At 51.4% G+C, this 14323-nt stretch carries 9 protein-coding genes and 1 tRNA gene; 4 read left to right on the top strand and 6 right to left on the bottom strand.

The window, feature by feature from the left end:
* The first annotated feature begins 4 nt into the window (after positions 1-4).
* Entirely contained in the window at positions 5-727 is a 723-nt protein-coding gene (locus tag IPM31_05760) for a glycosyltransferase family 2 protein (GenBank protein MBK9006482.1), read from the top strand.
* Positions 714-1337: a ribonuclease HII gene (locus tag IPM31_05755; protein ID MBK9006481.1), complete on the top strand. Its 624-nt coding sequence runs from the start codon at positions 714-716 to the stop codon at positions 1335-1337. The genes IPM31_05760 and IPM31_05755 overlap by 14 nt, the downstream gene beginning before the upstream one ends.
* A gap of 75 nt (positions 1338-1412) precedes the next feature.
* Here IPM31_05755 and IPM31_05750 read toward each other — a convergent pair whose 3' ends face one another.
* From IPM31_05750 to IPM31_05740, 3 genes are all read right to left on the bottom strand, one after another.
* Positions 1413-4316: a cation-translocating P-type ATPase gene (locus IPM31_05750; GenBank protein MBK9006480.1), complete on the bottom strand. Its 2904-nt coding sequence runs from the start codon at positions 4314-4316 to the stop codon at positions 1413-1415.
* Positions 4317-4543: 227 nt separating this feature from the next.
* A complete protein-coding gene (locus tag IPM31_05745; protein MBK9006479.1) occupies positions 4544-5413 on the bottom strand; it encodes a DUF475 domain-containing protein in 870 nt (289 codons plus the stop codon).
* Positions 5414-5528: 115 nt separating this feature from the next.
* Positions 5529-5611, bottom strand: a tRNA-Leu gene (locus IPM31_05740).
* Positions 5612-5704: 93 nt separating this feature from the next.
* Between IPM31_05740 and ychF the strand changes: the two genes are divergently transcribed.
* Both ychF and IPM31_05730 read left to right on the top strand, forming a co-directional pair.
* Positions 5705-6763 carry a redox-regulated ATPase YchF gene (ychF, locus tag IPM31_05735; protein ID MBK9006478.1) on the top strand — a complete coding sequence of 353 codons (1059 nt, stop codon included), beginning with the start codon at positions 5705-5707 and terminating at the stop codon, positions 6761-6763.
* Positions 6764-6984: 221 nt separating this feature from the next.
* Entirely contained in the window at positions 6985-8832 is a 1848-nt protein-coding gene (locus IPM31_05730; protein ID MBK9006477.1) for a M3 family oligoendopeptidase, read from the top strand.
* A 98-nt stretch (positions 8833-8930) separates the two neighbouring features.
* On the opposite strand, the gene IPM31_05725 is transcribed toward IPM31_05730, so the two are convergent.
* The 3 genes from IPM31_05725 to IPM31_05715 are packed head-to-tail and all read right to left on the bottom strand — an operon-like array spanning position 8931 to position 13978.
* Complete coding sequence (locus IPM31_05725) at positions 8931-9332, bottom strand: hypothetical protein (GenBank protein MBK9006476.1); 402 nt, start codon at positions 9330-9332, stop codon at positions 8931-8933.
* A 45-nt stretch (positions 9333-9377) separates the two neighbouring features.
* Positions 9378-10622: a hypothetical protein gene (locus tag IPM31_05720; GenBank protein ID MBK9006475.1), complete on the bottom strand. Its 1245-nt coding sequence runs from the start codon at positions 10620-10622 to the stop codon at positions 9378-9380.
* 20 nt (positions 10623-10642) lie between these two features.
* Entirely contained in the window at positions 10643-13978 is a 3336-nt protein-coding gene (locus IPM31_05715; GenBank protein ID MBK9006474.1) for a peptidoglycan DD-metalloendopeptidase family protein, read from the bottom strand.
* Between the last annotated feature and the right edge of the window lie 345 nt (positions 13979-14323).

The following is a 14323-nucleotide window of genomic DNA, read 5'->3' as shown; positions in this document are numbered from 1 at the left end:
TTTCTTGTCCATTTTTTTATCCATCGTCATTCCCGCATACAATGAAGAAAGCCGCCTGCCCGATACGTTGGAGCAGGTTTTTCGATTCATCGAGAAGCAAAATTTTTCCTCCGAGGTGATCGTGGTGGAAAATGGAAGTGTGGATCGCACGTATGAAGTGGCGCGATCGTTCGCAGACGCGCATGAAAATTTTCGCGTGATCCAAACCGAGCGGGGCAAAGGCGCGGCGGTGAAACGCGGGATGCTCGAGGCGCGCGGCGAGTATCGCTTCATGTGCGACGCCGACCTTTCGATGCCGGTGGACGAGATTCTCAAATTCATCCCGCCCGCGTTGACCGATTTCGATATCGCCATCGCCTCGCGCGAGGTGGAAGGCTCGACGCGTTACAACGAGCCGCGCTATCGTCACTTCGGCGGGCGCGGAATCAATTACATCATTCAACTCTTTGCGTTGCCCGGCTTGAACGACACGCAATGCGGCTTCAAATGTTTTCGCGCCGATGTGGTGAACGCGATCTTCCCCTTGCAACGAATGCGCTATTGGTCGTTCGATGTCGAATTACTTTTCATCGCCCGCCGCCTCGGGTATCGCGCGCGAGAAATTCCCATTGATTGGTATTATCATCCCGAAACCAAAGTGAACGCGATGCGCGACGCATTGCGCATGATCGGCGACATTTTTCATATCCGCATCAACGCCTGGCGCGGCAAATATGAAGCGCGTTAAACCGAATCTCAAATTCGAATCGGATCTGTGGGACAGCGGATTGCAATTCATCGCTGGCTTGGACGAAGCCGGGCGCGGCGCATTGGCTGGACCAGTCGCAGTGGGCGCGGTGATCCTGCCGCATGACGACAAACCGCTTCTTTCTCGGACGTTGAGGCTGGTCCGCGATTCCAAGCAGTTGACGCCGCTTCAGCGCGACTCAATCGCGCCGGCGATCAAGGAGATCGCGCTGGCATGGAGCGTGGGATTCGCCGACGCGGAGGAAATCGATTCGCAGGGGATCGTGCGAGCGACTCGTCTCGCCGCCGTCCGCGCGTTGCATCAGTTTTCGATTTCGCCGCAATACCTGTTGACCGATTTTCGACTCGAACTCCCCCAATTGGATATTTCACAAACCAGCATCGTCAAAGGAGACGCGCATTGCCTGAGCATCGCGTGCGCGTCCATCCTTGCGAAGACCGAGCGCGACGCGTTGATGCGCGAACTTGACGAACGTCATCCCGGCTATGGGCTTGCGAAACATAAAGGATACGGCACACAGACTCACCGATCCGCGATGAGGCGGTTGGGGATGTCGGCGATTCATCGGAGAACGTTTCGAGTCAAATAGTACCGCAAAGTTCACTTTGCGTTTATATACCGAAAGAAAACAGACAAATGGCAAGGTGAACCTTGCCGTACGCAATCAAATCCCTTTGCGCATCCTCAAAAAGAATTTTGTGATCTCCTCCGCAATGGCAGGGACGAGCGCGAAGCCGACGACCACAGCCCATTCGCGGACGGAGAGGAAATGTGTGTTGAAGATCGGCTGGAGGAAGGGGACGTTGATGACCAGCAACAACAGCACGATCGAAAGTCCCACCGCGTATTGCATCGAGCGGTTTGAAAAGATGCCGATGCTGAACAGCGAAGCGCGTTCCGAACGGACAGTGTAGGCGCGGAACAACTCGCACAGCGACAGCGTAACGAACGCCATCGTCTCGGCAGATTGCACATCCACGCCGCGCCAATCATGCTGAAGAATGTACGTGATGGGGTTGCCCACCAGCGTCGCGCCCGCTTCGAGATGCCACAACAAACCCATGCCGAACGCGGCAAGCACCGCCACCGTCTGCGCGATGGTCTGCACGATCAAGCCCGCGCGCATCGAGCGGTTGACGATGGGTTCGTCTTTGGCGCGCGGTTTTTGAAGCATGATATCCGGGTCGCCTTTTTCGACGGCGAGGGCGAGGGCTGGGGCGCCGTCGGTGATGAGGTTAAGCCAGAGCAGTTGAATGGCGGTAAGAGGCGCGGGGAGTCCCGCCAGGGTGGCGAGGAAGATGATCATGATCTCGGCGATGTTGGAGGACAAAAGGAAGAACACAAACTTGCGGATGTTCGAGTAGATGACGCGCCCCTGCTCGACCGCGTGAACGATGCTGGCGTAATTGTCGTCGGTCAATACCATGTCGGCGGTTTCTTTCGCCACGTCGGTGCCGGTGATGCCCATTGCCACGCCGATGTCGGCGCGTTTGATGGCGGGCGCGTCGTTCACGCCGTCGCCGGTCATCGCCACGATCTCATTGTTGGCTTGCAGAGCGTCCACGATTCTCAATTTATGTTCGGGAGAGACGCGCGCGAACACGTCCGTTTCTTCGATGATGTCTTTGAGGTCGCGGTCGCTGATGGCATCCAGTTGCGCGCCGGTCATCACTTTTCTGCCGGGTTTCAACAAGCCGATGGTTTCAGCGATCGCTTTTGCCGTGTTGGGATAATCGCCTGTGATCATCACCGTGCGGATGCCGGCTTTGCGAGCCTCTTCCAGCGCGGGTTTCACCTCGGTGCGCGCGGGGTCGATCATGCCCAACAAGCCGACGAAGACGAGATCATGTTCAAGCTCGTTCGTGATGATCTGCGCCGGGTTATCCGGCACATCTTTGACGATGCGATACGCCACGCCCAGCACGCGCAAGGCGTCTTTCGTCATCGCGTCGTTGGCGGCGAGGATGCGGTCGCGCAGGGCGGGACCCAACGGCACAGACTCATCATCCATGTTTTGGTATTGCGTGCAGAGATCGAGCACCACGTCCGGCGCGCCTTTGACGGCGATCACATCCCACGATTTATGGCTTTCATCGGTGAACGGCGAGGGATCGCCCGGTCGCGGCGCGAACACATCATGGATCGTGATCATGCGCTTGCGGTCCGAATCGAACGGCACTTCATTCTCGCGCGGGTACGCCTCGCGGACCTGCATGTGAATCGCGCCGGCTTTCATCGCGGCGACCAGCAATGAACCCTCCGTCGGGTCGCCGACGATGCGATAGGTCTTTTGTTGTTCGTCTTCACCGGTTGTTTCGAGCAAGGCGTCGTTGTTCAACAGACCGATCCATAACGCGGTGAGCGCGGCGGGATATTCCGAAATATTCCTCTTCTTTCCATCCACCATAAAATCGCCGACCGGCGCGTAGCCTGTGCCGGTGATGTTGATGAATTGTCCGTCCACCCACATGCGCGTGACCGTCATTTCGTTTTGCGTGAGCGTGCCGGTTTTATCGGAGCAAATGACCGTGGCGGAACCAAGCGTTTCCACCGAGGACAGTTTACGCACGAGCGCGTGACGCTTGATCATCTCGCGCATCCCCAACGCCAGTGAAATGGTCACCACCGCGGGGAGTCCCTCCGGCACGGCGGCAATCGCAAGGCTGATGGCGATGATGAAGACATCCGTGATCTGTTCGGCGAACTCGTTCAAATACGCGAGCGGGCCGGTAAACAGTTCATTGATATTCGTCTGGTTGATGAGCGCGACAATAAAAACGACCGCAACGAGGAAGAGCGCGGCAATGCTCAACGACTTGCCCAATTGGTCGAGCCGTTTTTGCAGGGGCGTTTCTTCCGCTTCCACGTTCTGGAGCATCGAAGCGATCAACCCCAATTGCGTGCGCATCCCCGTGCTGGTCACCACGCCGCGTCCGCGTCCATACGAGATGAGCGTGCCCATGAACGCGGTGTTCTTGCGATCTCCCAACGGGACGTTTTTCTCAAGCACCGTCGCGGCGTTCTTTTGGACGGGGAGCGATTCGCCGGTCAGTGAAGCCTCTTCCACCCTCAGGTTGACCGCTTCCAACAAGCGGATATCCGCCGGCACGAAGTTTCCCGCTTCCAAAAAAACGATGTCGCCCGGCACCAATTCATACGAAGGGATGGAAACCCGCTTCCCATCGCGGATGATCTGCGCGTCCGGCGCGGCGAGTTTTTTCAACGCCGCCAGCGCTTCCTCCGCGCGCCGCTCTTGGACGATTCCCAACACGGCGTTCAACACCACGATCGCCATGATCGCCGCCGCTTCCACATAATCGCCCAGCAAACCGGAGACCAGCGAGGCGACGATCAACAGGATGACCACAAAATTATTCAGTTGTTCCCACAACATTTGGAAGAAGCTGGGACGCGGCGCCTCTTTCAACTGGTTTGGTCCATACGTTTCGAGCCGCCGTGTTGCCTCTGCCGACGTCAACCCCCGGTCTTCCACTTTCAAGTGACTCAATACCTCTTCGGCTTTTAACGCGTGCCACTCGCTGTTTTGGATCGTGTCGTCGTGTGCCATGAAAATGCTCTCCTGATGATACGCGCTGTGATGCTCCAGAATTAAAACGAGACCATCACACCTATTTTGTGATGGTCTCGCCAAACGTCATGCCTGCACGTTTCGAGTCGCCGATGGCGCGCTGCGCGTCAATGTCATGACGACGACCCGGTGGCGTCAAAGACGCCATGGCTACTCCCCAACCAAGCCAAGTGTATTCGTCTGTTAAGGGGATGTCAAGCAAGTATTTATTTTGCGCCTTCCACTTTTGAAACCCTAAAGCCGTTGATCGCCTTTTGAAAGAACCAGTTGAACGGCGTCAGAAGCCAATCCACCAGTTTGTTGATCCATCCCATTAAGAACGACAGCCAATCGAGGATGAATTGCAATTTCTGGAGGGTGACGCTCCGCGCATACAGCAGAGAAATCAGGATGATCGCAACCGAAATGAAGAAACGGGTCCAATCCGAGATCTCGATCTTCCAGACCTGTTCGAGGATCAATTGAATTCCAATATTGAGGATCAAAATGTATGCGGCGGGCTTGAGCACGGGAAATCGCTGTACGGCAAAACTGAACAACCCTGCCGCGAAGCGCATGGTGAGAATACCGATCCCCACACCAAGCATCACCACCCACAGCTCATCGGAAAGCGAAACTGCGGCGATCACATTGTCAATGCTAAAGACCAAATCCATCAGCTCGACCGTAAGCACCACGCCCCAAAACGACACGCCTCGCATGGCTTCTTGTTTTTCCTCTTCGGTTTCGACGCCGGGTGTGGTATCCCCCAGTTCGTTAAACGCCAGGCGGATCAGATACGCCGCGCCGACGATCCTCACCCATGGGTTTTCGATCAGAAAACTTGTGATGAACAACATTGCGCCGCGCCCCACATACGCGCCTAACAAGCCCACGCGCAGGGCGGCGAGACGCTGGTAACCAAGTATGGGATTCAACCGCTCGCCGATACGAGCCAGCCGGCGGGGCCACGGGATCGGCTTGTCATCGGGCAAGGGCGTTACCATCGCCCCTAACACGGCGGCATTATCAATTGAAAGTATGCCTTCGAGAAAGATCAATTGCAGGACGATCAAAGTAATCGTAGTAATTTCCATAGCGGCTCGAAACGATGAGATGTATTAACCCGGCGCGGGATTTCCATTGGATACAACCCTAAAGCCGGAAAGAGAAACGCCCGCCATTGGATGACGGGCGTTGGTATAATTCAAGTGCCGAAGGAGGGAATCGAACCCTCATTCCCGGAGGGAACACGATTTTGAGTCGTGCGCGTCTGCCTATTCCGCCACTTCGGCTAATTCGTTGCTCCTGCTTTAGCGGGACGAGCGCAAGTATACCACTCATAACCTGTAGAGCAAGATGGCATCTTGCTCCACATAAAGGACAAGATGAAACTCGGAATTATCGGACTGCCTCAATCAGGAAAGACAACCATCTTCAACGCGGTGACGCGCGGCAACGCGCCGACGACCGCCTCGGCGGGACGCTTCGAAGTCCACACCTCGGTAGTGGATGTGCCAGACCCGCGCGTGGACGCGCTCTCGAAGATGTTCAACCCGAAGAAGACGATCTACGCCAAGATGACGTACGCGGATATTGCGGGACTTGAAACTGGGTCCGCCAAAAGCGGCATCTCCGGGCAACTGCTGAATCAACTCGCGCAGATGGACGGCTTTCTGCTCGTCGTCCGCGCGTTTGAAAGCGACTTGGTGATGCACCCCAACGGAAGCGTGGACGCCAAGCGCGATGTGGATTCCATGCTGAGCGAATTGTTGCTCAACGATCTCATCGCCGTCGAACGCAAACTGGAACGATTGGTTGACGAACGCAAAAAAGGCGGCACCGATAAAGCCTTGAACGAAAAACAAACTGTGCTGTTCACTCGCCTGCATGAAGCGTTGAACAACGGCACACCGCTCCGCAAGCTGGAATATTCGCAAGAGGATGTGAAGGAACTTTCATCGTTCGGTTTGCTCTCGCGCAAGCCCGTGTTGGTCGTGTTCAACTTGAGCGAGGGACAGTCCGCGCCTGAAATGCAACTTGATGTCCCTTCGGTGGCGTTGATGGGCAAACTCGAAATGGAGATCGCGCAACTTTCAGCGGAGGATGCCGAGATGTTCATGCAGGAATACGGCATCAAAGAACTCAGCCTCAACAAGATGATCTGGCTATCGTATGATCTGCTCCAAGTGCAATCGTTCTTCACCGTCGGCGAGGACGAGGTCCGCGCGTGGGAGACGAAGCGCGGCGCGACGGCGCAAGAGTCGGCGGGCGAGATCCACACCGATCTGGCGAAGGGTTTCGTTCGGGCGGAGGTGGTGGCGTACGACGACCTCATCAGCCTCGGGGGGATGAATGAAGCGAAGTCGAAGGGGAAGTTGAGACTCGAAGGGAAGGAATATCCCGTGAAAGATGGGGATATCGTGCACATCAGGTCGAGTTTGTAAACGATATGTCATTGCGAGGGCGTCCTGAGCGGAGCGTAGCGAAGTCGAAGGATGCCCGAAGCAATCTCCTCAGCGTAGAGAAGAGTGCTTCTCAAAAACTCGCAATGATGCTACTAGAGCATCTACGAAAACATTCGAGTTTATGGTAAAAACAAAAAAGTTTATTGCGAGGAGATTGCTTCTCGAAGACTCGCAACGACATAAATCAAGGAGAATAATTCATGGCATACAAGATCAAAAAATGGAATCTGGACGAACTCTTCACGGGCTTCGATAGCCCCGAACTGAACGCCGCGTTCGACAACGTGGAAGAACAAGTCACGTCGTTCGAGGGCGTGCGCAACAAACTCAATCCCGAAATTGACCCCGAAACATTTCTCGAAGTAGTGCGCGCCTCCGAAGCGACATCGAAGATCGTGAATCGAATCTATGCGTTTGCGGGACTGTCATTTGCAGAAGACACACAAAACCAAAACGCGCAAAGCCTGATGGGACGCGTGCAACAATTTGTTGCCGAGATGCAGAACCGCATACTCTTTTTCAATCTGTGGTGGAAAGACGTGGACGAGGCGAACGCCGAACGCTTGATGAACGCATCAGGCGCGTATCGTTATTATCTCGAAGAGATGCGCCACTTCAAACCGCACACATTGACTGAGCCAGAAGAGAAGGTTGTCAACCTCAAAGATGTGACAGGCTCGAACGCGCTGATCAACTTGTATGACGCGATCACGAATCGATACGTCTTCAAGTTGAGGGTGAACGGCAAGGTTCAAGAATTGACTCGCGCGCAACTGCAACCGTTCATTCAGGGTGGCGACCCCAAAATGCGCGCGGCGGCGTATCAAGAAATGTATCGCGTCTATGGCGAGGATGGTCCGATCCTTGGGCAGATGTACCAGACTCGCGCGCGCGACTGGCATAATGAAAACATCAACATGCGCAAGTTCAAGAGCGCGATGTCGGTGCGGAATTTGGCGAACGATGTGCCTGATGAAGCGGTGAACGCGTTGCTCGAGGTCACGAAGAAGAACGCGAAAGTCTTCCAGCGCTATTTCAAGATGAAGGCGAAACATCTCGGCGTGGGTAAACTTCGCCGTTACGATATTTATGCGCCCGTTGCCAAGTCGGACAAGGCATTCGATTTCAATGCCGCCGCGAACATGGTCATCGAATCGTTCGGCGCGTTCGACCCGAAGATCGGCGAACTCGCCAAGCGCGTCTTCGACAAAGACCATCTCGATAGCGAGGTCCGCAAGGGCAAGCAGGGAGGCGCGTTCTGCGCTTCGATCAACCCCGAAGACACGCCATTCGTGCTGATGAATTACACGGGACGCGCGCGCGACGTGGCGACTCTCGCTCACGAGTTGGGGCACGCCATCCACGCGATGCTCGCCTCGCATCACACTACGTTTACCTTCCACTCGTCTCTTCCGCTGGCTGAAACCGCCTCCACCTTCGGCGAGATGATGCTCACCGAAAAATTGCTCTCGGAGGAAAAAGACGAATCGGTCCGACGGGATATCTTGTTCAAGCAAATGGACGACGCTTTTGCCACCATCCTGCGTCAGATCTATTTCGCCCTCTTCGAACGCGAAGCGCATGAGATGGCGCAGAAGAACGCCTCGGTGGACGAACTCTCCGCCGCGTATTTGGCGAACCTCAAAGAACAGTTCGGCGATGCGGTTGAGGTGAGCGACGATTTCAAATGGGAATGGGTTTCGATTCCACACATCTATCACACCCCGTTCTATGTGTATGCGTATGCGTTCGGTCAACTGCTGGTGTTCGCGCTCTACGAACAATACAAAGCGGAAGGTGAATCGTTCAAGCCGAAGTATCTCAAGATCCTGTCCGCTGGCGGATCGGAAGCCCCTGCAAAGATCCTGGGCGACGCGGGTGTGAACATCCGTGATCCAAAATTCTGGCAGGGCGGCTTCGATGTGCTGAGCCGCATGGTGGACGAGTTGGAGAAACTGCCAGTGGAGAAAAAATCAAAGGCAAAGAAGGCAACTGTCAAAAAGAAAGTTGCGAAAACAAAGACTGTAAAGAAGAAGTCGAAGAAGTAAATCCACATTAAACGATGGATGGGCAGGTTTTTTGTGAATTACCTGCCCATCCATTTTTTTTTATTAGCGTCCTGATCTTGCTGCGGTTGCCTAGCCGATCAGCGCGGCGAAAATTGTTTTTCGCTCCTTGAGATAGTCTTCCCTATTCCCCAGCGGACGATATACCCAATCACAAAACTCGCTACCAGCGCAGAGAGAATGCCTGGAATGATGCCAAAGCGTTGGGCAGCATAATGATTCGCGTACATTCCCGCCATTCCGCCCAGCAACATGGCAAGCGCAAGGGTGAAAATCAAAACCAGAATCTCTTTGACGATTTCGAGGCTTGGGCTTTCACTTTGCTTGTGTTTCTTGATAATGGATGAAATAGATATGACAAGGCTGAAACAGACGAAGAGAACGACTAACAATGGTATAGCAAACGCGAATTTCCATAACGAGATGGCAAATACACAGAGAAATAAAATTGGTAGCAAGCGTCTTTTCGAGAAGTTTTTCATAGATGCATAATCACTTTCTTATGCGGTTTGCTGGACTAGATAGGATTACCTTACTTGTTGTTGCCAAGAAAAAAGAAAAAGTGTGGCTGGGGAATCAAAAGTTTCGCTTAAGAATAGTAATAATTGTTCGCCATCAGGAGATATCTTCCAAGGATTTCCAAGCCCAAAAGGCGTACTCAACCGGTACCTTTCAATACCAACGACTGAAATAAGGTCGTCAACACTAAGTACTATTTCTTGTTGTTTGGTAGCAGGGTCAATCCTCTCCAACCACCAATAATGATTTTCTATTGGTGCGTCTTCGTCAATTTTAGATAATGGATCGAATGTCCAATAATAAATCCACTTATCATCAAAAGACCACATAGGAGCAACAGCAGGTCGATCATTAAAAATTAAATTTAAGTTAGTCAATTCGGTATTGATTTTTCTTTCATTTAGTTCAGCAGGCACTACCCAAAGACCAGATGCCGAGAAAGCTAGACTTGGGTTGCTGTGAGCAATAGCGATTTGTTCAGTCGGAATATATTCACCGCTTGGCAATGTAAAGTTGAGAAACTGGAAGCTTCTTTCAATCAGGTCTGCAATAAAGTAAACTCCTGTAATACCATAATTGAATTGGCATGATCCTATAGCCAAAGTTTCATCATAAAACCATGAACTGGCATTAGAAAGCCCGATGCCACAATCATACCAATTTGCAGGTTGACCCAACAATGGGGATGTTTCTTGCAAATCATTTGTCGCTACCCAAATTTCCGATGGATCAAAGTAGTGATGAGGGAGAGGCGTTGGTCTCAAATACCCAATTGGTAGTCGGGTGTAAATTGCTTTTGCTTTACTAGGAGAAACAGTCATGGATAACAGTTCTACTCTGTTTTGCGCCATGGAACTAACGAAGTCGTTGGCAAATAAACCGTACGGATTATCAATTTGCCGACCCAGTTTATTTTGTGAGTCATAGGAATACCAATTGATTTCTGCAGGTTTGTTTACTAGGTTTAGGTTGTATAAAGTTGGATCTCCAATTCCATAATATATTCGACCATCGAGAAGCCAGCCCATATCTACTACAGTATCTGTAAAAGAATTACCAACAGTATTTTCATGTAACACCAAAATCTGTGAAGTAATCTCTAAGAAAGGCGAACTGGTACTAGATTGGGAGACGGAATTCTGGTTTGTAGGCGTGAATGTAGGTTTTGCTTGTTGGCTATTGCCTAGATTTTGACATGAAAGCAAGAAGATAATTATGCTACATAGCAAAATCGGCTTGAAGTAAATATTCATAGTTGTTACCTGAAGAACTTTTATGGCTGGATAGGTACGTTTCTATAGTATCCAAGACTCAACGGATCATCACCTGGAAGATAGTAGTCATTTGCGAATAATACAATCCATTGGTTTTGTAAATCTTGAGTGAAGAAGGTTAATGGGTTGATAACAAAAGAGCTCTTCATGCCATTAGCATCCGGTACGGGCCGAATCTCGTAATGCAAATGTGCATCCCCGCCGGTAGCTATTCCTGAACTGCCGATAACTTGGCCTGGTTTTATAACATCACCAATATTAACTTGACGATCTGAGATGTGCCCATATATGAAATCAAACCCCTCAGCTCTTACTACTATGTAATCGTCTATTTTGAGATAGGCATACTGTTTTTTAGTGCCGTTATCTACGATCGTGCCATACGTATTGCCGTTCCATACAAGCGGAGTTCCAAAGGGAACACCCCAGTCCAGTCCAGAATGGAGACCAGTTGTATGTTTATAAAATTCATATTTATGATCCCGAGCAAATTCCGTATTTCCAAAGCCCCACCAAGATGATAGTAAGGTTGGATTCGAGTGTTCGAAAGGTAGGCGTGTGATTTGCACAGTTTCACCTGCGCCAGGGTATTTAGCATATTTGGCTGCAAAATTGGCACAAACTGGGGTTTCATCACTTAAATAATCACTAGCAATCCAACCATTAATACCATTGTACGTCACTTGTTGCCACACTTTCCCATCCGCTTCTTTCTTTTGGGTATCAATCTTGACTTCAGTGCCGCATAGCAACTCTATATAACTGTCTTTCAAACTAGGACCCGATCTAAACCTGACATTGTTATCGGTAATATAACCTAATGGAAAGATCGTAGGTGTTGGAGTAGGTGTCAATGTAAAAGTCGGCATGGCTGTAGGCGTGGAAGTCGGTGTCGCCTGAGCAGTTTGTGTGAGTTGAGCTATGAAAGTTTTTGCCGCCTGAGTCTGAATAGCGCTGACATCTGGAGTGGGTGTTGGTTGCTTAATAACAAATAGATTATTCCACCAATTCGTAACTCCTTGCCAAAAGGTACTCCACTTGGATGGGGGCGGATCGTTGTCCCAGGCAAGCGCAGCGCTGACTTTTGGCTCACCTTCCTTTTCTTTCTGCTTGGGGGGCTTGGTGGCGGCATAGTACGCGGTGAGACCCGCCTGCAACTCTTCGGCTTTCTGCTTCTCCTCTGCCGCTTTTTGTTGCGCTTGCCAACGGGCTTCCTCTTCCTTCTCAAAGCGCGTCATCTTGTCCGCCATGCGTTCGTTTTGCGCGTCTCGCCTCGTCTTCTCCGCTTCCAAATTGGACACATATGCCTCGGCATTAAAGACGCCATTCCTAGTCGCATCCTTGATCGCCTTGCTTCTGGTTGCCGCATCCATTTCCTTGCCATGCTTCGCTTGATATTCCCGGTTCGCCTCATAGACCGCCGCGCCGTTGGCGTCCCATATCTTTTGCAATTCTTTGCGCTGTTGGGCGAGTTCCTTCTCCTGGCGGGTCATCGGTGGATATTCATCTCGACTGGCGTGGGCTTTGACTTGCTCTCTCTGAAGCGAGGCTTCGCCGACTTGGGCTTGTTCCTGCTGTTGACGTTTTTTGCGTTCTTCCAAAGCAGTGGCAGTTGCCCAGCCAATCAATGCGGCGGCTGTTGCTCCCCACAATACATTGGTTGATGTTGTAGTGGAAGTGGAGGCTGTTCCAGAGGAAAGTGTCAGCGATTGAACGCTTGAAGAATTCGTTGGAGTTGTCGACCCGCCAAAGCTTGTACTGGGCGAAGTCGAAGGATCAGGATTCGATATTGTTGGAGATAAATTGTCAGAATCAAACAAATCTGCAGGCGGAGTAGGAATTTCTGTAGACGATTGACTGGGCGAAAGCAAACTGAACAAAGAGGGAACAATGACTCTTCCCAATCCAATACGTTCATTGCCCGCAACATCGGTTACCTTGACCCATACCAGATATTCACCAGGCGGGGCAACCGTTCCATCCTTGAACTTCCCATTCCATATGATCTCCCCTTTGAACTTGTTCCCTGAAACCGTCTCGTTCCACGCAACTTTAGCAAACTTCTCACCTTCATCTTCGATGACAACCCGCAGCGCAGACAGCCCACTGCCATCATCCTGCACTTTGTAGGTAATCGTGTCATTTACCTCCCATTCAGCGGGCAGATCAATGGCTGGGGCAATCGTGTCCACATAAAACTCTTGCGCGGAGGTTTCCGTTTCATTTCCTGCGTTGTCCACTGCTTTGAACTGAACCGTGTGATAGCCATCCGCGAACGAGACGGGAGAGTTATAAGCCTGATAACCCCCGCCATCTAAACTGGCTTCCAGTGAACCAACTCCAGAAGTTGCATCGTTGGCAGTCGCTGAGACTTGCATCCCCGAACTATACCACCCATTGCTTCCTATTGTTCCATTTACGGATACATCAACCGTTGGGGTGGTCGTATCCACAGAAATAATCGTTGAAGAAGAGGAGATGTTCCCTGCGTTATCTTCTGCTTGAACAAGGACATTGTATACACCTTCATTGAGGGTAGTGGAAGGAATCCACGCTCCATTGTCGACTGAAAGGAAGACACTTGATAAGCCAGAAGTTGAGTCAGAGCCTGTTGCTGTGAGAGAAGTTGGAGAAACATACCAGCCGTTTGACCCGCTTGTTGTGGTGATGTTCAAACCTAATGTCGGAAGAACCGTATCCACCTTCGCAGAGAAAGTTCCCATGCTCGAACTATCGCCCCATGAGGATAAAGCCCAAAAGGTGAAATCGTTATTCCCTTCGTTCAAGGATACACTGCAATTGTCTCCTGAACAGGCAAAAGTTTGTCCATTCAACGAGCCTTCGACGGCGAGGATGCTGTATCCTGACAGGGGTTCTGTTCCATTCAAGGATAGTTCGGAAGTAGTGTTGCACCAGCCATTGTTGAGATTACATCCTTGCAACGCAGAAGCAATTGTAGCTTCGGGATGGGTGGTGGTAACAGTTTGAAGTATTTCTTCTTTGCCCCATTGTGTGCGACCATCGCTGAATGGTCCGCACTCACCATCGTAGTTGTCAACTCCCTGCCATGGTTTGCCTTCGTTGGAGCACGACCAATCGTCCACTTTCTTGTACTTCCACAGGTCTTTGGAAGCCACATATTGGCATTCATACAAAACCACTTTGCACACGCTGGTCGTTTCAGTAACCGTGCGATTCGGTCCGAGATAGTCTGCTAGAACAGGTGTGGCGAGAGCGAGTATGAAAATGAAAAGAACAAAGAAGAATGGTTTTCGTTCCCTGGCACCGCCCGCCAGGGCAGGTGTGACGCGAATGTAATTTGACTTGCCGTGCATGGTTTCCCTCTTGAATGAGTGAAATGGATTTAAGCGCGACGGCATTCTACTGGTAAATCTTGACTTTGGAATTTACACCCTTGTTATATCTGTTTTCAATCAGGAAAGGTTGGGAGATGTGTTTTGAAAGTTACGGTTAAAAAATTGACGACCCTTTCAGGTCGTCAATTTTTATTTTACGCCTCGTAATCTGCGGCGTCTGCGCTGCGTCTAGGCAGGCGGCATAATTTGCCAAGCAAATCGAACTGTCGCCTGAACCTTCGTAAATACTGATAATACAAGGATTAAAAGGACAGCCGCAAGGTTGTCCTTTTTGATTCATCACTTTACAAGCGACCGCAACGC

The organism is Candidatus Defluviilinea gracilis, from assembly GCA_016716235.1.
Lineage (GTDB): Bacteria > Chloroflexota > Anaerolineae > Anaerolineales > Villigracilaceae > Defluviilinea > Defluviilinea gracilis.
Note: the sequence above shows the minus strand (reverse complement) of the source record. Positions and strands in the feature narration are given on the sequence as shown.

What these genes read in the sequence shown, in the direction of transcription:
- IPM31_05755 (MBK9006481.1), top strand. Translation starts at nt 714, where the DNA reads ATGAAGCGCGTTAAACCGAATCTCAAATTCGAATCGGATCTGTGGGAC.
- IPM31_05750 (MBK9006480.1), bottom strand. Translation starts at nt 4,316, where the DNA reads ATGGCACACGACGACACGATCCAAAACAGCGAGTGGCACGCGTTAAAA.
- IPM31_05745 (MBK9006479.1), bottom strand. Translation starts at nt 5,413, where the DNA reads ATGGAAATTACTACGATTACTTTGATCGTCCTGCAATTGATCTTTCTC.
- ychF (MBK9006478.1), top strand. Translation starts at nt 5,705, where the DNA reads ATGAAACTCGGAATTATCGGACTGCCTCAATCAGGAAAGACAACCATC.
- IPM31_05730 (MBK9006477.1), top strand. Translation starts at nt 6,985, where the DNA reads ATGGCATACAAGATCAAAAAATGGAATCTGGACGAACTCTTCACGGGC.
- IPM31_05725 (MBK9006476.1), bottom strand. Translation starts at nt 9,332, where the DNA reads ATGAAAAACTTCTCGAAAAGACGCTTGCTACCAATTTTATTTCTCTGT.
- IPM31_05720 (MBK9006475.1), bottom strand. Translation starts at nt 10,622, where the DNA reads ATGAATATTTACTTCAAGCCGATTTTGCTATGTAGCATAATTATCTTC.
- IPM31_05715 (MBK9006474.1), bottom strand. Translation starts at nt 13,978, where the DNA reads ATGCACGGCAAGTCAAATTACATTCGCGTCACACCTGCCCTGGCGGGC.